Below are 19,051 nucleotides of genomic sequence, written 5' to 3'. Positions count from 1 at the left end.
CCCCCCCCCCCCCCCCCCTCTTCACCCACCCCGCCACCACCGAGACCTACACTCCACGGCCTTCGTCGGCAGCGTCAGATGTGTATAAGAGACAGAGTCTCATCCGTGAGACTGTCAGGCGGTGCTACCACGCCCGCCTGACAAAAAGCAGCCTCACTGCGCGAGGCCAAAAACGAGTCGTCGGCAGCGTCAGAAAGTGCTGCATTGACCTCGTCAAGGGAAAGGGAACGGCGGGGTGAAGACACACGACCACCGGACGCTTCGCGGTAAGCCTGCTCAGCCAGACGCGCACGGTGCTCTGCAGCTTTGCGTCCCAACAACTGACGCAACCAGAGCGGCTTAATCACGCCATGGGAATCACGAGCTGCGAGCTCGCGGTCAAGAAAGGGGGTGGGATCGGAAGAAACACCAGCCGAAAGCGCCTTCAGAGACTTACCGTCCCGAGGCAACATCGACACCATGCGAATAGCCATCCCGTACCCCCTTGTGCCCGGCCTACTCCCAAAGGGGTAAACCGGTTATATTTCGGCTAAATCCACGTCCCGTGAATCCACGGACCGTAGATTAATCCACACACTGTGGATTAACAAGAGGGGTGCCGACTATGAAAAGCGTGAAATACCTGGACGCCGTGATGGAGCGCCACGGCCTGAAAACAGACAAAGCACTATGCGAACACATGGGCTGGTCTCATAGTGCCGTCAACAACTACCGGAAAGGCCTGCGAATCATGGACAACGAGCAGTGCATGCGCGTTGCCCTGGAGCTAAGCATGGAGAACCCGCTGCCAATCATCATGGCAGCAGACGCCGACCGCGCAGAACGAGCTGGCCAGCGGTCGCTGTGGGAAGTTTTTTCACCGAGGATGGCGCATAGCGCAGCGACCATCCTCGTGCTGGCGACCGCAGGTGTCACAAATTTTGTGACACCAACTACCCTGCAAGCCTTTAGCCACGCCATTGCAGCGGGCCAACGCTTTGCATTATGTTAAATAACATGCGGGCCAGCACATGCTGACCCCGACCCAGTCTCAACTAAGCCTTCTTCAGAAACTCCGGCTTCAGTAGATAGCTCACCCCGTCGATCTTGCAATCAATCGGGTGGTCGCCTGAGACAAAGCGAATGTTCTTGATCTTGGTGCCGGCTTTGAGCACGCCCGACCCACCCTTGAGCTTGAGGTCCTTGACCAGCGTGGCTGAGTCGCCAACGTTCAGGATGTTGCCGTTGCTGTCCTTGATCACGGGCTCGGCTTCCACTTCGGCTTCCTGCGCCGAAGGGTTCCATTCATGCGCGCAATCCGGGCAGATGAAGAGCTCGCCATCCTGATAGGTGTTTTCAGAAGCGCATAGCGGACAGGCTGGAATGGCGGACATATCGATCGAGTTGCGTGAAATTGGCGAAACGGGGCCGCACTATAGCAGCCGTGATGGCACCCAACGGTTGACGATCGTCACACCGGGGCGCCCAGCACATCCATGAAATTGCACAGCGCCGCACTCTGCGCCTGTGCCCGCCATAGCAAATGGACTTCCACCGCCAGCGGCAGCCAGTCGACCCGCTTGAACACGATGCCGGGCGGGTTCATGCGCCGGATACTGTCTTGCATGACGGCCACCCCCAGACCGGCGCTGACCAGCCCCAGAATGATCGAGATCTGTGGCGCCTCGAACTGGATATCCGGGCGGAATCCGCTCGATTCACACGCTTCCAGCAGCCGCACGCGCCCCGCCGGATTGAGCGTCTTGGGAAACGCGATCCACGGCAAGCCATCCAGGTCTTGCGGCGTCACAGTGGGCCGAGCGGCCAGCGGATGATCTTCGGCCACCACCAGCACGAACGGCTCGCGCGTCAGCAGACGACTGGCCAGGGTGCCATCGGGTTTTGGCGGGTTGTAGACGAAGCCGACATCGATCGCTGAACGCTCCAGCGCCTCGGCCTGCTCGCCCGAGCGCATGGTCGACAGCTTCAGGTTCACACGCGGATACGCCGCCCGGAACTGCCGCAGGGCGGCCGGCAGCCTCCCACTGTGGATCACTCCTTCGCAGTAGCCGATACCGAGCGTGCAGGCTTCTCCCCTGCCCGCCTGGCGCGCCTGCTCTTCCACCCGTTCGGCCTGGGCGAGCAGGTTGCGAGCCTCCTGGAGAAAATCCCGGCCTGCGGTGGTCAGTCGCACGCGCTGTTTGACGCGCTCGAACAATTGCAGCCCGAGGTGATCTTCCAACTGGCGGATCTGGCGCGAGAGCGGCGATTGCGAGATGTGCAGCCGCTCAGCGGCACGCCCAACGTTTTCCGTCTCTGCCACGGCGACGAAATACCGGAGCTGTTGCAGTTCCATGGTAAGTCCTGTGATGCATCAAGTCTGCCAAATTCAGTCTTGGACAGCATTATAGGGTCGGCCATAGAGTCAACGCATCGCGACTTCGCACCGATTGCGAAAGGACTTGAAATGAATACCGCCACACATCGGCACGGCCTGACTCCGCATCTGACGATTCCCCAGGGCATTCTGCTGACCACGCTCGTCTTGCTGAGTGCGTCCGGCCTGGTTGCCTCGGACATCAACCTGCCCGGCATGCCGCTCGCTGCCCAAGCGCTGGATGCCCCCATCACAGCCTTGCAGCAGACCTTCAGCGTGTACGTGATCGGGCTGGCGGTCGCGCAGGCGCTGTATGGCGCGCTGTCGGACACTTACGGGCGCCGACGTCTGGTGATTGGCGGCATGGCGGTCTATGCGCTGGCTTCGATCGCCTGTGCCCTGGCGCCCAGCGTGGCGCTGTTCGGCCTGGCGCGCGTGTTCCAGGCGCTCGGCGCCGGGGCCGGAATGGTGATCGGCCGCGCCATCATCGGAGACATCTTCGATGCCAAGCGGGCCGCGCGCATCTTCACCACCATCATGCCGATCGTCGGGGCGTCGCCCGCGCTGGCACCGCTGGTGGGCGGCTACCTGACGGATGCCGTCTCGTGGCGTGCGCCCTTCCTGCTGACAGCCGCCCTGGGTGTCGCTGCAGTCGTGCTGATGCTGCTCTACATCCCGGAGACCCTGCCCCAGGCGCGCCGGCAGCGCAGCGCGTTCATGACGTTCCGCAATTACCCGATGCTGCTGCGTCAGCCGCGCTTCTGGACGTACGCGCTCAACCTGTGCGTCGGCTATGCGGCCTACCTCGGCTATCTGGCAGCGTCCCCCGTGATTCTTGAACACATGGGGTTGGGGCCCAGGGCCGCCAGCACGTGCTACATCAGCCTGTCGGTCACGTACATCTTCAGCAACCTGGTGTCGCGGCACTTTGCAGGCCGGTATGCGCTCGATCGGCTGCTGGGTATCGGCTACGCATTCTTTGCGCTCGGTGCGGCATGCCTGGTGGGTGTGGCGCTGGCTGGCGTGAGCACGCCCTGGCCGGTGATCTTTGCGATCTCCATCATCACGCTCGCCAATGGCGTGCTGATACCGCTGTCGTTTGCGGGCGGCGTGACGAGCTTTCCGTCTACGGCGGGTGCAGCGTCGGGCCTGATGGGGGCGATGCACCTGGCCGCCGGATCGGCAGCCATCTACACCGTTGCCGCACTGCCTGGCACCGTTTCCGCACTGGCGGCATTCGTGGCCTGCGTAGCCGCCTTCGGATGCATCGCATTTCCGCTTTCGCTGCGCCTGGCACGGCAATCCGAGGCGGTGTCGGCCGAAACCTGCCCTGCACGCTGAGTCGGCATCACCGCGCAATCATCTTGTTGGCATCGCCCTTCGGTATGATCCCGTCTTCAACGTTCGTACCCGCACACCCGATCAAGGAGACCACCATGGGCGAAGCCAAACGACGCGGCTCGCAAGCCGAACGCATTACTCAGGCACACGCCCGGCTGGACGCGCTGCGTCCTGAAAAGCTGGTCTGCGGCGCCTGCCAGACTGCCTTTACCGAATTCGAAGGGATGGAGCCGCGCGACATGCCCGGCATCCACGCCATCTTCGGTGGCGAGTGCCCGAACTGCGGCGAGAGCGTGATCTCGTTCAACGGCGAGCCCGAAGCCGTGGCCGCCGCCATGCTGGCCTATCAGGACGCCATGGAAAACGCCAAGCTCGGCGCACAGACGCAGGAAGGCAAGCACACGCCCTACGTGGACGAAGAAGACAAGCCCACGCAACATTGAGCACCGAACCCGCCATGCAAGACACCCCGGTGCACCGCTACCGCCATTACAAGGGCGGCGAATATGAATGGCTGTGCGAGGCCACGTACGAGCCTGATCCATCCATCAAGATGACGGTCTATCGCGCTGCTAACGGCACAATCTGGACACGCCCGTCGACGATGTTCCACGAGATGGTGGAAGTTGACGGCCGTCAGGTGCCGCGATTCGCGCGCATCGACTGAATGCCAGCAGCAATTGTTTCAGCACGAGCGGGCCTGCGGGCCCGCTTTACGTATTGGCGCGACTTGAGTGGCGCTTGGGCCGCGCGCCACGGCCGGCTGGCAGCGGGTCTGCACGAGTTTGTCGTTTTCGGCATCAAGCAGGCATGGGCCTGTCTGTTTGGTGGGTTGATGGTCGCCCTGCTGATCGTTACACACCTCTGGTATCCGGCCAATGCGCCAATTGCCCGGTACGACGCGCTAACGATTGCTGCGGTCATCATTCAGATCGCCCTGCTTTGGCTGAAGCTGGAAACGTGGGATGAAGCCAAGGTGATCCTGATGTTCCACGTCGCCGGCACGGGCATGGAGGTGTTCAAGACAGCCGTCGGCTCGTGGATCTATCCGGAGGCGTCGTTGCTGCGCATCGGAGGTGTGCCGCTGTTTACCGGCTTCATGTATGCCTCGGTGGGCAGCTATATCGCGCGGGCATGGCGCGAATTCGATCTGCGGTTCTCGCACCACCCGCCGCTGGTGGTCACTGCCCTGCTCTCGCTGGGCATCTACGCCAACTTTTTCCTGCATCACTACTGGTGGGATTTGCGCTACGTGCTGATGGCGCTGATTGCCGTGGCGTTCCGCCGCTGCTGGATTCATTTCCGCATTGATTGCGTGCATCGGCGCATGCCATTCCTGCTCGGCTTCACGCTGGTGGCGCTATTCATCTGGCTGGCAGAAAACATCGGCACATTCACACGTACCTGGCTCTATCCGAACCAGTTGCAGGGCTGGGAAATGGTGTCGATCGCCAAGCTTGGCGCGTGGTTCCTGCTGACCATCATGAGCTACGTGATGGTGACGCTGGTCAACCCGCCGCGGTCCGTTGAGGGTGCTTGAGATTGGCCTGTTCAGCAGGCGCTCGATCGCGTAGTTCGAACGTCACGCGCACGCGGCGTGAGAGTTGCAGGTAGACACCACAGGTCAGCAGCATCGCCACGGCCACAACCACGCCGTCGATCACGGTGGCCCGTGCCCCCGGAATACCACCCACCATCAGCATCAGCCCGATCAGCGGGGGCAGCAGCGCCATGTGTACGATCATGGCCGGCCGAAATGCGCTGTCGTGCGTGGTGGCCAGCACCAGCACCGTCACGCAGGAGATCAAGTAAAGCAACGTGGTCAGATTGACGGCCCCGCTGCCTGGTGTGTTGGCGTCAAAAAGATCAGAGCCAGCCAACTGCAGCGCATCAATAGACAAGCCCTGCCAGAACACCCAAGTCGGCCCCGCAATGGCAACGGCCAGCACCCATGGCAGCCAGCCGGCAATGCCATATAGCGGATGGTGTTCTGCTTCGATCGGGTCGATGTCGACCCAGCGATGCGTCAGCATGATGCACCCCCAACAACGCGTGCCCGTTCTGATGGCGGGTTGTTTTGGCAGGTACCCAGCGATACCTGTCTCTCCTATTTCCTAGCTTAGGTCGTCGGACAAGGCGCGCAATGCCGGAGGAACCCTGAGCGCACAAATGGGTTGCGCTGGATCAACGCGCGGCCTATCGACGGAAAAGGCGCGGGCGATCCGGGTCGTACAGCGGGTCAGGCGTGATCTGCGTGAGTTGCAGCACGCCAGCCGGATCAAAGTAGAAATGCATCAGCGACGGCCAGACGTCGTCCGACTTGAAACGGTATGACCAGACCAGACGGTCCATGCGGGGGAAGTACGCCGTTTCGACCGGCTTGCCGAAATGCCGCAGCACGTCATCCTTGGTCCAGACACCAATCTTGGCTTGGGCAAACTCAAGGCTGCGCAGCACTTGCTTGAAGTCGATCAGCTTGCCGCCGGCATCAAAATCCGCCGCGTAGGTGAACTGGCCATAAGGCTGCGTGGGATACAGCCAGCGCGTGCCGCCATCCAGCGGGTAGGACTCGCGCGGCGGACCAAACTGCGCCTGCACCGCAGACTGGTCACTGCCGACCAGGCGCTGCCCCTTCGTCACGGGGGATTCCAACGCCGCACATCCTGCCAGCACCACCACCGTCATCGCTGCCAGCCAACGCATTGCGCGCATGACAACCGCCTCCGTCCAGTCTTTCGAGGGTGGACAGTGTAGCGCCGGCCGGCGGTTCAGCGTGCGAGCAACGGTGCGATGTCGAGATGCACTGCAGCGAGGCGTGCGTCCGCCCGCGGCAGGCGGGGAATGGTGCCCAGATGCGGCGCCCCGATCCAGCGGCGCAGGGTGGCGACGTTATCGTCCAGGCCGGCCATGGCCGGATCGACCACGTTGCCAACCCAGCCCGCCAGATGCAGCCCACGCGCGGCAATCGCCTCGGCGGTCAGCGCTGCGTGGTTCAGGCAGCCCAGACGCAATCCGACCACCAGCACCACCGGCAGGCCCAGCGCCACCGTCATTTCTGCCGTATCAAAGTCGTCGGACAACGGCACGCGAAAGCCGCCTACGCCCTCCACCACCACCGCGTCGGCCAGCGACTTGGCCTGCACGAACGCATCGAGAATGGGCGGCAGCGCAATCGTTACGCCTTCGCGTGCAGCCGCCAAATGCGGCGACATCGGCGCATCCAGCAGCCACGGGCAAATCGTTGCAAGCGGCAGATCAATCGAGGCGGCGGCGCGTAGTTGCTCGATGTCTTCATTCGTGCGCGTTGGCGCGCCGGGCAGCGTTCCAGCCGCAATCGGCTTAAGGCCGGCGCTGCGGTAACCAGCATCTGCCAACTTGGTCAGCAATGCGGCGCTGACCAGCGTCTTGCCGATCTCGGTATCGGTGCCGGTCACGAAACAGTCGAAGCGAGGTGGCATATCAGGCAGCCTTGGCAGGCGAGTGCAGCGCTTGGCCGGCCGCTTCCAGCGCCTGTGCCAACCGCTCGATGTCGTCATCAGTGTGCGCGGCCGACAGCGTGATGCGCAGTCGCGCCGTACCGGCCGGCACCGTCGGCGGGCGGATGGCCGCGATGCGGATGCCTTCGCGCTCCAGTGCGGCAGCCAGCTCCAGTGCAGGCGCGTTCTCGCCGATGACGATGGGCTGAATGGCCGTGGGCGATGGCATCCACTGCCAGCCGAAGCGGGTTGCCAGGCGCTGTGCGTGTGCGCTCCACACAGAGATATGGCGGTTAAGGCGCGCACGGCGTTCAGCGCCCTCCTCGCTCGCAATCACGTCGAGTGCGGCCTCAACAGCGCAGGCGATTGCCGGGGGTGTGGCCGTCGTAAAGATATAGGTGCGTGCACGCTGGACCAGCCAATCGATCACCTTGCAGTGTGCCACGATGGCCGCTCCCGATCCGCCGGCCGCCTTGCCGAACGTGCCGATGTAGAGGATGCGCTCCGAGTGCAAGCCGAAGTGCGACAGCACACCTACGCCGTCCGTGCCGAGCACGCCCAATCCATGTGCGTCATCCACGATCAGCCACGCGTCAAAGCGCTCGGCAAGCGCCAGCAACGCGGGCAGCGGCGCGATGTCGCCATCCATGCTGAATACGCCGTCGGTCACGATCAGCTTGTTGCGGCTCGTGCTGGCGGCCAGTTGCGCTTCCAGCGCAGCCAGATCAACGTGTGGATACACCTTGACGGGTGCCCGCGACAACCGCGCGCCGTCAATGAGCGAGGCGTGGTTCAACGCATCGGAAAAGATCGAGCATTCTTCTGCCGGACGAATGCCGCCGGCCTGCGCCATGGCACTCACCACAGCCAGGTTGGCCATATAGCCGGTGCAGAAGAACAGCGCGTCGGCCTCGGGAATGTGCGGTGACTGCTGCGCCGCCATGCGGGCCTCCAGCCGGGCATGGGCAATGGAATGCCCGCTGACGAGGTGCGATGCCCCGCTGCCGAAACCATACTGCCGCGCGCCCTCCGCCATCGCCTCAACCAAGGCAGGATGCGCGGCAAGGCCAAGGTAGTCGTTACCGCAGAAGCCAAGAATGTCGCGTGGCTCGGAGCCGGGCACGCTGATGCGCTGGCTGCGGTCGGTCGGGCTGTACGCGGTGCGGCGCACGCGACGCAAGTGAGCGGCGTCGATGGCGTCCAGGCCCGCCTGCAGGTCGTCAAGCAATCGCATAGGCTTCTCCTTCGTACGCATCGCCAGCATGGGCGAGCGTGTCTTCCAGGGTTTGCAGCGTGCGCTCGACCAGGGTGTCGGTTTCTTCGTCGGTCAACACGTAGGGCGGCAACAGATAGACGGTGTTACCGATGGGGCGCAGCAGCAGGCCGTGCGTGCGTGCAGTCAACGCAAAGCGTTCGGCAAAGCGCGCGCCGGCCACATCGGGGTGCACGTCAAATGCGGTGATCATCCCGGTCTGCCGCAGATGTGCAAATCGTGCATCGTGCGACAGCGGCGCCAGCCCCTGCGCGATGCGCGCGGCGGTCACGCGGTTGCGGGCGAATACGTCCTCCTCCGCAAACAGGTCCAGCGTGGCAAGCGCCGCACGGCAGGCCAGCGGATTGCCCGTGTACGAATGCGAATGCAGGAAGCTGCGCACCGGTGCGTCGTCGTTGAACGCGTTGTAGATGGCATCGCGCGACAGCACGATCGACAGCGGCAGATACCCGCCACTGATGCCCTTGGACAGGCACAACAGATCCGGCCACACGCCGGCCTGCTCGCACGCGAAAAAGGTGCCGGTGCGGCCGCAGCCGACAGCAATTTCATCGGCAATCCAATGCACGCCAAACGCGTCGCACAGCGCACGCACGCCACGCAGGTAGCTCACGTCATGCATGGCCATGCCGGCCGCGCACTGCACCAGCGGCTCAATGATGACGGCGGCGATGGTGCCGGCGTTCGCGCTCAGGCAGTCGCGCAACGCCGCCAGTGCACGCTCTGCCACATCAGCGGCGGTTTCCCCCGGACCGGCCAGACGCGCGTCAGGTGACGGCACGCGGTGCGATTGCAGGATCAGCGGGTCATACGCATCGCGGAAGATCGCCACATCGGTCACACCCAGCGCGCCGAGCGTTTCGCCGTGGTAGCCGTGTTCCAGGCAGATGAAGCGGTTGCGCGCGCCCTGCCCTGCGTTCCGGTGCGCGTGGAAACTCATCTTGAGCGCGATTTCCACCGCGGACGCGCCATCCGAGCCGAAGAAGCTGTGGCCAAGCGCACCGCCAGTCAGACCAATCAAGCGCTCCGCCAACTCCACCGCCGGGCGGTGCGTGGCGCCGGCCAGCATCACGTGCTCCAGCGAATCGAGCTGCGTCTTGAGTGCCGCATTGATGTGCGGATTGGCATGACCGAACAGGTTGACCCACCACGAGCTGGTGCCGTCCAGATAGCGCTTGCCGTCAAAGTCGATCAGCCAGGGCCCCTGGCCGCGTGCGATGGGCAGCGGCGGCATGGCATCGAGCCGTGCGTTTTGCGTGCACGGGTGCCAGACGGCCGCACGGCTGCGCGCTTGCCACGCCGTGTTGGCGCTGGGCGTACCGTCGGCGGGCACGGGAATGGGGGGGTACGCCATACGAGGCCTCCTCGAAACAGAACCGGGGGATTCGGCGGCGTATGGTAGGGGGCATGTTGATCAAAGAACAAGCCCGCACGTTGAATGAAATTGGCGTCACATAAAAAGAAAAAGCAAGAAGAAGCGCACTTCTTCGCCGGACACCCAAGCTCCTGCACAGAACGCGCAGTTAAAAAATCTTTGGTATTTCTCGAAAAAGATATTTTTAAATCACATTCAGCCGCCACTCAGTCGATCTGCTCGGTGTGAGCGGCGCCCTGCACCGCCAGCCAATCAAAGAACTGCGCCACATATGGAGACCGCGGCTCGCCCGCCACGCGCGACATCCACCACGTCACGCCTTGCGAGCGCGCATAGCCCGGCAGTGCAACCAGCGTGCCCGCGCGCAGCCCGCCCTCGGCCAGGGTCTGTGACAGGCAGGCGATGCCTTCTCCGCGTTCAACGGCGTCGAGCACAAGCCGGGTGTCATCAAAGATGGCATGCCGCGCAAAGCCGGCCAGTGGTCCACGGAATACGGCGGCAGTCTGGTCGCTGGTCAGGTCATGCTCCGAGCAGACCACCCCGGTGTGTTCTGGATGGCGCTCAAGGGGCACCTGCGCGAGCCGTTCGGCAACGCTGCGGCTGGCAACGGTCACCCAGGCGTCAGTCAGCAACGGCTGCTGTTGCAGGTTGGCTTGCGGCAATGGCCGATCGCTGATGACGATGTCCACGTCGATCTCGTCAACGAACCGCGCAGATTCATCGCAAGACAACAAGGGGCACAGGCCCGGCACGGCCGCGCGCAACGCGCCGATACGCGGCATGAGCCAACCGTGCAGCAGCGGCGCCGGCGCGACCAACGTCACCAGCCCGGGGTCGAGATACGTGGCAATGCGCCCCAGGCCGCTGCGCAAGGTGTCGACCGAGCGTTGCACGCTGCGCTGCAGTACCTCTCCGGCCACCGTCAGCTCCACCCCGCGGCCGAGGCGCCGGAACAGTGGCTGCCCCAGTTGCTCCTCCAACTGCTGGACTTGATGGCTGACGGCCGATTGCGACAGGCACAGCTCATCGGCAGCGCGCGAGAAATTGCCGTGACGTGCAGCCGCCTCGAAACCCATCAGCAAGCGGAGTGAAGGGATCTTTGGATTAGCCATGAGATAAATTGATTAATAGAGGCAATAAAGCTCAATTTTCTTCAAGACTTGTCATGGGCACAATGCGCCAACTTAACAACACGTGACTTGCCCCGTCGTTTTCCCATGTCCCGCACCCGACGCCAGTTCCTCCATACCTCCATTTCCACCGCCTACTCCGTCATGGCTGCCTCGATGCTCGGCGCCTGCGGCGAAAGCATCGGGCAGGAAGACGGGCCCGCCTCCAGGCCCCTGCCATCGTCGGAGGCCTGGACCATGCCGGACGAGGCCCAGCCGCACGTCGGCACCTGGATGGCCTTTGCCGCATCGGATGCCATCTGGGGCAATCGGCTCAAGGGGCCGGTGCAGGATGCGCTGGCTCGCATCGCCAACGCGATCATCCAGTTCGAGCCGGTACATATGCTGGTCGGGGAACACGACCTGGCCACGGCACGCCAGAAATGTGATTCACGCGTCAATCTGATCGTGCAGGCCGTCGATGACTTGTGGATGCGCGATTCCGGCCCGGTTTTCGTAAAGGGCCCGCGCGGCGAGTTGGGTGCCGTCAACTTCAACTTCAGCGGCTGGGGCGGCAAGCAGGTGCACACGCTCGACAGCCAGGTGGCGGCTGGTGTGGCGAGCCATACCCACGCCCGCTTGATCGGCACCAAGCTGGTACTGGAGGGCGGCGCCATCGAGGTGGACGGTAACGGCACGGCCATCCTGGCGGAAAGCTGCGTGCTCAACCGCAACCGCAATCCGAGCCTGACCAAGCCCGACTGCGAGCAGGCGCTCAAGAATCTGCTGGGCCTGCGCAAGATCATCTGGCTGCCGGGCATTGCCGGCCGCGACATCACTGACGGCCATATCGACTTCTATGCACGGTTTGCGCGCCCGGGCACGGTGTTCGCCGCCAGCGATACCGATCCCACGTCGTACGACCATGCAGTCACCCGCCAGCACCTGCAGATCCTGCGTCAGGCCACGGATGCGGACAACAAGCCACTTACCGTCATTGAGTTGCCGGCGCCGCAGCAAGTCCGCCCGGCCTTCGACAACCGTGACTTTGCGGCCGGCTACGTCAACTTCTACGTGTGCAACGGCGGTGTGGTGATCCCTGAGTTTGGCGACAGTCAGGCGGATGCACTGGCCAAGCAACGCATTGCGGCGGCTTTTCCGGGTCGCCGCGTGGTGCAGGTCAACATTGACCCGATTGCGGCGGGCGGCGGCGGAATCCACTGCACCACGCAGCAATGGCCCGCCTGACCGATTATTTACTTCCAGTGATGTTCAGAATGGACTGAAAGGTTGCGCCGGATCATTGCTCAAGCCTAGGGATAACCCTATACTCGGGAAAACCCTAGATAACGCAACGAGAGAAAACATCATGATCCAGCAAGCCTATTACACCCCGAAGTTCGCCGGCCAAGCCCAAGTTCAAGCCGCTCGCCGCCCGTCGCTGCTGCAAGCCGTGATCCACTACTTCCGCAAGGGTTGGGACGACAACCTGCAATACGCTGAAGTGGTTGGCAAGTCGGGCTCGTACCTCGGCTAACCCCCCGCGGCTGAATCTTCAGCCCAGCCGCAAAGGCACATCTCGAAAAAAACGGCGCATTGGCGCCGTTTTTGTTTTGGCAGCACCGTGCTGACTCACGCTATCGGTCAAGACGGGATCAGGCGGATCTCGACCCGGCGGTTCATCGCGCGCCCTGCTGCCGTGGTGTTGGAAGCAACCGGGTTGTCCTTACCGAAGCCACGCACGATCAAATCGTCGCATTGCAGGCCTTGCTCGCGCAGGTAGGTCGCCACGCTGTCGGCACGGCGCTGTGAGAGTGCAAGGTTGTGCGCAGCGGAGGCACGCGAATCTGTATAGCCGCTGATCTCGCCGTGCTTGAAGGTGATGCCACGGCTATCAGCAACAAGCTGATCCAGCTTGCGTTTGGCCGCAGGCGTGAGCGTGGCCTTGTCGGTATCAAAGTTGGCATCCCCACCCAGATCAAGCCGTTTGACCACAGCCGGCATAGCAATTGGCACTGGCGCCGGCTCCATCGCCGTGACGGGTTTGGCAGGAGTCGGCCCGCACTGGAAGGTCAATGTACGCACATCTGTGCTGCGGCCGAACGGCGTCACCGGCTCAAGCGGGTGCACAGGCTGGTCGCCGCAAATCTCTTTCGCCTTGTCGGTGCAGACGCCCTGCCCCTGGAGCAGGCCATGGCATTCGACGCGGTACGTTGGCACGCCGTCTTGCGGGTTGATCTGGTAAGCGTTGAAGGTTGGCCCTGACGCGCTTGAACACGCGGCCAGCGGTACGGCAAGGGTCAATACCCAACTAGCGGATGTCTTCATGGTGGATGTGTGCTGAGGAGCTCTGTGGATTGGGTTTTGCGGTTTACCACTGCATTGATGCGCCCATGCCGAATGTCGTGCCATTGCCGGGGCTCGTGCTGACTCCGGCCCGAACCTTGATGTTCTCGGTCACACGGGCAGTGCCACCCACGGCCACGGCCTGATAGCCGTGGTAGAAGCCCGAGCCGATGCCGAGCGAGAGCGTTTTGTCCTTGTCGACGTCGGGGATCATCGTCAGCGCGGTTGCCGCCGCAACCCCGGCATAGGCGTTACGTGCCACGTTGTTGACGTTCTGCTGCAAGCCATTGAGTTGCTGCGTCACGTTGGCATTCGACTGGCCGATCGCGGAGTTGAGCTGGCTCAGGTTGACTGCATCCGTACCCTGCGTGCCGGCAGCAACATTGGTGATCTGCCGCTCGGCTCCGGCTGCCCCCACACTCACGACGTTTGCCCGCCCGCTATCGCTGGAGTTGCTGCCCAACGCAACAGAGTTGTTGCCCGTGCTGACGGCACCGCTGCCAGCAGCAGTGCTATTTGCTCCGGTGGCCAGGGGGGCCGTATAGGTGGTCGGATTGCCGGTGATCCAGGTATTGGCCGCAGCCAGCAGGCCTGACGACACATTGGCCGCTGGCCCCGCCCCCCCACCGACGTTGTTACCCAACCCGCCGCTGCCGTTACCTGCGTTGCCGTACGTTGGCGAAGTCACCGCGCCGGTCGACGTGTTGTAGCTCGAACCGCCCCCAAGGTTGTTTGCCACCGTCGAGCCGAGGCTGTTGACCTTGTCGCTCAGCGCTGTAATGGCCTGATCGGCGGCGCTCAATTGCGAGCCGTTGATTGCATCCGTGCTGCTTGAGTTGATCCGCCCCGCTGCCACATTGGTGATGGTGCGCTCAGCACCCGGCACGCCTACGCTGACTGTGCTGGTCGGGGCACCACCGGCAAACGTGTAGAGCGTTCCGTTGATCGTGGCAGAGGGCGTAGCAACCGTGGCAGCGGTCACGCTGCCAGCGCCCAGTGCAATGTCACCGGCATAGTTGGAGATGGCATTCGGACCGATTGCCACGCTATCTATGCCCAATGCCTGGCTGTCCGGAGCCGTGCTGTTGGCATGGAAGTACTTGATGCCCGTGCTGTTGATTGCGTCCAGCGCCGCACCCACGTTATTGACGGTGGACGTTGTACCGTTGGCGTTACTGACGGTGTAGGTTGGCCCAGTGACCGCTCCGGTCGACGGGTTGATGGATGCCCCGCCGCCCAGACCAGCCACAGCGCTGCCGAGTTGCCCGACGTTCACTGCATCCGTCTGCGCTACGCCGGGGGCCAGGTTGTGCAATGTCACCGGCCCGGTTGCGGCGCCCACCAGTGTCAGGTCTTGCGACGGCGTACCTCCATTGGGTGTCGTGGGCGAAGACGGATTGCTGTATTGCACCGGCCCCACTCCGCCATTTGCCACGGAACTGACAAGATTGTTGATCGTCTGGTTGGTCGCGTAGAGCTGCGAGCCGTTGACGGCATCCGTGCTGGTAGCAGAAACCTGCCCTTTTGCCACGTTGGTGATGACAGTGTTGGCTGCATTGATGCCCGTAATGGTCAGGCTTGGACCGCTACCACCATTGGTGGTCACTCCTGTCGAGGTGATGCTCGTGCCGCTGGCTGCCGGCCCCACCGTCACGCTGCCTGCCACGTTGACGTTGTTGGCCAGGTTGAAGGTGACGTTGTTGCTCGTCGATGACTTGCTCACCACGACGTTGCCATCTGTGTTGTTCAGGTCAACGATTGCCCCCGTCGGACTCGCCGATGAGACGGCGGTAGCGTTCGCACCCTGCGCGCTGACCTTCCAACCAGCACCTGAGGCTGCCTGCACGGCGGCATTGAGCTGGTTCACGTCAACCGCATCGGTGCCGTTCACGCCCGGCGCGATGTTGGTCACCGCCAGACCGCCGCCATTGATGCCCGTACTCGTCACGCTCGGTCCGCCCGTGATCGTCAGGCCATTGGTGTTCAGCATGCTGTTGCCAGTCGTCACGCTCGTGAACGTCGGCGTCATGCTGGTTGCCAGTTCAATGTTGGAACCGTTTTGTGCGATGGCAATGTTGTTGCCTGCGGTGAACGTCGCAGTGCCACCGGGGGACACATTGGTCACGGAGGTGCCTGTGGCCGTGCCCGTACCGGTTTGCGCCGTGGTTAGGTTCCACCCCATGTTGGCAACCGTATTGACTGCGCCGACGGCCTGATTGGTGGCATACAGTTCCGAGCCGTTCACTGCGTCCGTGCTGGTTGCACTGACACGTCCCGCTGCCACATTGGTGATGGTGCGCTCCGCGCCGGATGCGCCGACGCTGACCGTGCTGGTCGGGCCCGTGCCTGCGACGGCATAGGTCACGCCTGCCACGGTCACGCTTGGGGTACTTACGGCGGCCGCCGTGGTGGAACCCGAGCCCAGTGCCACATCCTTCGTAAAGTTGGCGACCGCGCCGTTGCCAAGAGCAAGACTGTTCCCCCCGACGGCGGATGCGGATGTGCCGATCGCCGATGCACCGGCCCCCGCACTCGAAGAGCCAGCTCCAATGGCAATTGCACTGCTGCCCGTGGCCGACGCCCCGGCCAAGCCCGCAGTCGTGGACCCCGCCGTACCCGAGCCAATAGCGATAGCGCTTGTGCCGCTGGCCACGGCGCCTGCGCCACCCGAGCCTGCCGCTGCAGAGCCCCCCGCACCGCCATCACCCAGCGCAATCGCGCCCGAGCCAGTTGCCGTGGCACCTGCACCTCCGGTTGCGCCCGCGGCCGAACCACCTGTGCCGCCAGCACCGATCGCGATCACGCCCACACCCGATTTCGCCTGCGCGCCAGCGCCACCCGCAGCGACCCCTCCCGCGCCAGCGGAACCCAGTGCAATTGCCCCCGCCGTCGCGGCCGAAGCGCCACCACCCACGGCAAACGACGCATCGCCCGCCGCACTGGAGCCAACCGTGCCGTTGCCGCCCAACGCCACCGAGCCGACACCGGACGAAGTAGCGGAGTAGCCCAGCGCAACAGAACCTGTATTTGTGGCGGCAGAAGACTGGCCGATTGCGGTGGACTCGTTGCCGGTTGCCTTGACGCCAGCGGCGTTCGCATGACCGCCGATCCCGATCGCATCCACGCCCGTTGCCACCGCTTGGTCACCAATGGCGACCTGAGAACCCGTGCCGTTCGCATTGGAGGTCGCGCCGATGGCAATCGGCGATGTGCCGCCAGTGGGGTTACTGCTCAACGCTTGGGCGCCTTGGCCGATGGCGATGGCACCGTTCTGATAGGCAATGCCCGACGTACCAGCCTTTGCACTACCGATGGCGATGGCGCCAGCACTCGTTGAGCCGCCCGTAGCGGTCGCGCCGCTGCCGATTGCAACAGAAGCCGCACCCGATGCGCTTGCGGCATTCCCACCGGCACCGCTGCCGATTGCCACTGCTGTGCCCGTCGCCGAGCCAAACGTGCCATTCGTGTATTGCGCATGGGCGGTACCGCTGAGCAGAGCCGCCAACGCCAACACGACGACGGACTTCCTGTGCCGAACCCCACCTGCTTTCAAGACATGTGCACCAACGGTCTTGCCCCGTGTCGTGCCGGTCTTGCCGGTCTTGCCTCCGCCGCGGCATGTCTCAGCCACCACAATCGTCAGGTGTCTAACGTTGCTGTATTTGGTTTTGTAGATCAGGTTCAATTCACTTCCCCAAAAAACGCATTACTCAGAAGCGACGCCAAACAATTCGCCTTTCTGCTTTATTTATTGAATGCCTGCCTGCCTGCCTGCCGCACGTGACGCGCCTCCGATTAAGCTGGAGTCGATGGCGCTCGCATTCTTGAAACAAATGTAATAAGGGGAAGTTCGCTCAATGCAAAACATCTACAAGCAACTGTAATGCAATGTCAAATCTTAGCAGAGTGACTCACTCTACAGTTTTCTCAAATCAAAAATGTAGAAAAATTGAATAATCGACAGGCGGATTCAGCGACCCGAAAGAGGATGCGTTGAGGAATGAGGTACAAAGCGGCACGGTGGCTATCCTTGGCATGTTGGCCGCAGAAATCGCCTCAAGGTGCTGAAGTGTGGCCGCTGGAGGAACGTGGCGATAACGAGAATATTGCTGGTCGCGTAGGGATTTCGTTTGAACCCCTCCGGTCGGAGTCGCCGACAAAATGCCAGCGCTCATCCGACTCCACTCGAAAGCTTAGCAATTTATATGTAATGCCACCCATTTTCAGGTGCGCTGCGTAATCGACATTGGCATAGAGGCCATCCGGAATATCTCGATCATTCTTATATTCGATACGAACGATGGATGCCCAGCCATAATCCTGTATGCCGCCGCTCCGGTGGGTGGCTTGCATCTGCCGGGCAAACGCCTCTTTGCTAACTGCCGCTCGAACCAATGGGGCGGCCCCCTCCCAGACGGCACCGTATTGCCCCGTCTCCAGCTGGGCGACAACACGATCCGCCAGTTGCAGGATTTCATCGGCGGATGTTCCGGGCGTTGCCTGTACCTGTGCCTGGACGGTCGTCGACATGAGCATGGCCACAGCAAGAAGACCGCTCCGAAAAGCTTGCACATCATGCGTCATGCGCTCTCCAGTCGGTACCCGGCACCATACACCGAGATCAGCTTCACGCCGTTTCCTGGATTCAGCCCAAGCTTCAGCCGGATCTGCGAGATGTGGGTGTCCAGCGTACGGGACTCCCCCGCATAGGACTCGCCCCAGATTGCGCTCACAAGATAGTCTCGCGTCAGAAGCTTGCCCTTGCGCGAGAAAAGCTTGTAGGCAAGCTCGTACTCCTTGCTTGTGAGCTTGATTTCCCGACCATCCAGAAAGGCAACACGACGCGCACTATCGAACTTGAATGCCCCCAGCTCAAGCGTACTCTGCGCCTCTTCGCGGTATGACCTTCTCAGAATGGCTTCGATGCGAGCCTCCAGCACCGCGGCGCTGACCGGCTTGATGATGTAGTCATCTGCGCCCTGGCGCAGGGCTGCTACGATTTCCGACTCGAACGCCGCGCTTGTTACAAAGGCGACGGGCGTTCGGTCTTCCTTTTTTTGTCTCAGCCAGAGCAGTATCTCCATCCCTGACATTCTTGGAACATGCCAATCGAGAATCAAGAGATCATAAGACTCGCGCTGCAGATTCTTGAATATCTGCATGCCGTCTGAGAATGAGACAAGGATATGTCCTAGACGGTCAATCACTGATTCCATCAGTGAAAGAAATCCAGGATCGTCTTCCAATACAGCGATCCGCATTGCCACTTCCCCGTTGACTTAGATATCGTTATTTATTTTTGATAATCGATATTATCTACGACACCAGTCAGCCGCTTTCTCGTCTGGGAAAATTCCCCGCTGAAGCGGCATGACAAGGTTAGAAATAGCACGTGCCTCGCGAGGAATTTTAAACAATTGCAAGATCGCTTCGAGCCCGTTCCACCTATGGTCAGGCGACCGTTTCAATCGGGTGGCAGCACAAGCGTTTCGTCGATGGCTCTTTACGCAAATGCTCATTCAGTCACTTTCGCGAAGGCGCTTTGAGGTCTGGCCTCATGAGAAACGAGACGAATGGCAGGCGGTGGCTCTACCGAACCATAGGTACCGCTGTGAATGAAAGAAAAATCACAATATGAATCGACCGTGGATATCACGACCTTGGCAAGGCTTTCGACATTGGGATAGGGCGTGATAGGACATTGCAGGTCTTCAGCGGATAGGCGCCGGCATTTGACAAAGCCTTGCTTTCCTAACAATCGCAATGCTTAACCTG

At 62.2% G+C, this 19,051-nt stretch carries 19 protein-coding genes; 7 read left to right on the top strand and 12 right to left on the bottom strand.

Annotated elements, in window-relative coordinates:
* The first annotated feature begins 604 nt into the window (after positions 1-604).
* Entirely contained in the window at positions 605-991 is a 387-nt protein-coding gene (locus JHD73_RS11315; protein ID WP_199030377.1) for a Cro/Cl family transcriptional regulator, read from the top strand.
* 43 nt (positions 992-1,034) lie between these two features.
* Here the strand turns inward: JHD73_RS11315 and JHD73_RS11310 are convergent, their stop codons facing one another.
* Both JHD73_RS11310 and JHD73_RS11305 read right to left on the bottom strand, forming a co-directional pair.
* A complete protein-coding gene (locus JHD73_RS11310; protein WP_199030376.1) occupies positions 1,035-1,373 on the bottom strand; it encodes a zinc ribbon domain-containing protein YjdM in 339 nt (112 codons plus the stop codon).
* A gap of 77 nt (positions 1,374-1,450) precedes the next feature.
* A complete protein-coding gene (locus tag JHD73_RS11305; RefSeq protein WP_199030375.1) occupies positions 1,451-2,335 on the bottom strand; it encodes a LysR substrate-binding domain-containing protein in 885 nt (294 codons plus the stop codon).
* Between the two features lie 111 nt (positions 2,336-2,446).
* Between JHD73_RS11305 and JHD73_RS11300 the strand changes: the two genes are divergently transcribed.
* The 4 genes from JHD73_RS11300 to JHD73_RS11285 all read left to right on the top strand — a co-directional run bounded on the left by JHD73_RS11300 (position 2,447) and on the right by JHD73_RS11285 (position 5,237).
* Positions 2,447-3,697: a multidrug effflux MFS transporter gene (locus tag JHD73_RS11300; protein WP_199030374.1), complete on the top strand. Its 1,251-nt coding sequence runs from the start codon at positions 2,447-2,449 to the stop codon at positions 3,695-3,697.
* 95 nt (positions 3,698-3,792) lie between these two features.
* Positions 3,793-4,140: a hypothetical protein gene (locus JHD73_RS11295; protein WP_199030373.1), complete on the top strand. Its 348-nt coding sequence runs from the start codon at positions 3,793-3,795 to the stop codon at positions 4,138-4,140.
* 14 nt (positions 4,141-4,154) lie between these two features.
* Positions 4,155-4,364 (top strand): DUF1653 domain-containing protein, encoded by a 210-nt coding sequence (locus tag JHD73_RS11290; protein ID WP_021194478.1) that lies wholly within the window; start codon positions 4,155-4,157, stop codon positions 4,362-4,364.
* On the top strand, positions 4,365-5,237 hold the full coding sequence (locus JHD73_RS11285; RefSeq protein WP_199030372.1) for a DUF817 domain-containing protein: 873 nt from the start codon (positions 4,365-4,367) through the stop codon (positions 5,235-5,237).
* Here JHD73_RS11285 and JHD73_RS11280 read toward each other — a convergent pair.
* From JHD73_RS11280 to JHD73_RS11255, 6 genes are all read right to left on the bottom strand, one after another.
* Entirely contained in the window at positions 5,206-5,730 is a 525-nt protein-coding gene (locus JHD73_RS11280; protein WP_199030371.1) for a hypothetical protein, read from the bottom strand. The two genes, JHD73_RS11285 and JHD73_RS11280, sit on opposite strands and share 32 nt — an antisense overlap.
* A 163-nt stretch (positions 5,731-5,893) precedes the next feature.
* Entirely contained in the window at positions 5,894-6,409 is a 516-nt protein-coding gene (locus tag JHD73_RS11275) for a hypothetical protein (protein ID WP_199030370.1), read from the bottom strand.
* A 56-nt stretch (positions 6,410-6,465) separates the two neighbouring features.
* Positions 6,466-7,155 (bottom strand): dethiobiotin synthase, encoded by a 690-nt coding sequence (gene bioD, locus JHD73_RS11270; RefSeq protein WP_199030369.1) that lies wholly within the window; start codon positions 7,153-7,155, stop codon positions 6,466-6,468.
* Between the two features lies 1 nt (position 7,156).
* Positions 7,157-8,407: an 8-amino-7-oxononanoate synthase gene (bioF, locus tag JHD73_RS11265; RefSeq protein ID WP_199030368.1), complete on the bottom strand. Its 1,251-nt coding sequence runs from the start codon at positions 8,405-8,407 to the stop codon at positions 7,157-7,159.
* Complete coding sequence (gene bioA, locus JHD73_RS11260) at positions 8,394-9,800, bottom strand: adenosylmethionine--8-amino-7-oxononanoate transaminase (RefSeq protein WP_199030367.1); 1,407 nt, start codon at positions 9,798-9,800, stop codon at positions 8,394-8,396. The genes bioF and bioA overlap by 14 nt, the downstream gene beginning before the upstream one ends.
* Positions 9,801-10,027: 227 nt before the next feature.
* A complete protein-coding gene (locus JHD73_RS11255; RefSeq protein ID WP_199030366.1) occupies positions 10,028-10,933 on the bottom strand; it encodes a LysR family transcriptional regulator in 906 nt (301 codons plus the stop codon).
* A 105-nt stretch (positions 10,934-11,038) separates the two neighbouring features.
* Here JHD73_RS11255 and JHD73_RS11250 point away from each other — a divergent pair, with 105 nt between their 5' ends.
* Together JHD73_RS11250 and JHD73_RS11245 are read left to right on the top strand one after the other, a co-directional pair.
* A complete protein-coding gene (locus tag JHD73_RS11250) occupies positions 11,039-12,178 on the top strand; it encodes an agmatine/peptidylarginine deiminase (protein ID WP_199030365.1) in 1,140 nt (379 codons plus the stop codon).
* Between the two features lie 121 nt (positions 12,179-12,299).
* The gene (locus JHD73_RS11245; protein ID WP_199030364.1) at positions 12,300-12,467 is read left to right on the top strand and encodes a hypothetical protein; all 168 of its coding nucleotides are present in this window, start codon (positions 12,300-12,302) and stop codon (positions 12,465-12,467) included.
* A 107-nt stretch (positions 12,468-12,574) separates the two neighbouring features.
* Here JHD73_RS11245 and JHD73_RS11240 read toward each other — a convergent pair whose 3' ends face one another.
* The 4 genes from JHD73_RS11240 to JHD73_RS11225 form a co-directional block, all read right to left on the bottom strand.
* Complete coding sequence (locus JHD73_RS11240; RefSeq protein ID WP_199030363.1) at positions 12,575-13,258, bottom strand: OmpA family protein; 684 nt, start codon at positions 13,256-13,258, stop codon at positions 12,575-12,577.
* A 43-nt stretch (positions 13,259-13,301) separates the two neighbouring features.
* The gene (locus tag JHD73_RS11235; protein WP_199030362.1) at positions 13,302-16,961 is read right to left on the bottom strand and encodes a YadA-like family protein; all 3,660 of its coding nucleotides are present in this window, start codon (positions 16,959-16,961) and stop codon (positions 13,302-13,304) included.
* Positions 16,962-17,332: 371 nt separating this feature from the next.
* Positions 17,333-17,860 carry a DUF4019 domain-containing protein gene (locus JHD73_RS11230; protein ID WP_199030361.1) on the bottom strand — a complete coding sequence of 176 codons (528 nt, stop codon included), beginning with the start codon at positions 17,858-17,860 and terminating at the stop codon, positions 17,333-17,335.
* Positions 17,857-18,537, bottom strand: a complete 681-nt coding sequence (locus tag JHD73_RS11225; protein WP_199030360.1) for a response regulator transcription factor — start codon at positions 18,535-18,537, stop codon at positions 17,857-17,859. Before JHD73_RS11225 ends, JHD73_RS11230 begins: the two co-directional genes overlap by 4 nt.
* Positions 18,538-19,051: the final 514 nt, after the last annotated feature.

Origin of the sequence: Ralstonia sp. ASV6 (assembly GCF_016429285.1) — a bacterium.
Lineage (GTDB): Bacteria > Pseudomonadota > Gammaproteobacteria > Burkholderiales > Burkholderiaceae > Ralstonia > Ralstonia flaminis.
Note: the sequence above shows the minus strand (reverse complement) of the source record. Positions and strands in the feature narration are given on the sequence as shown.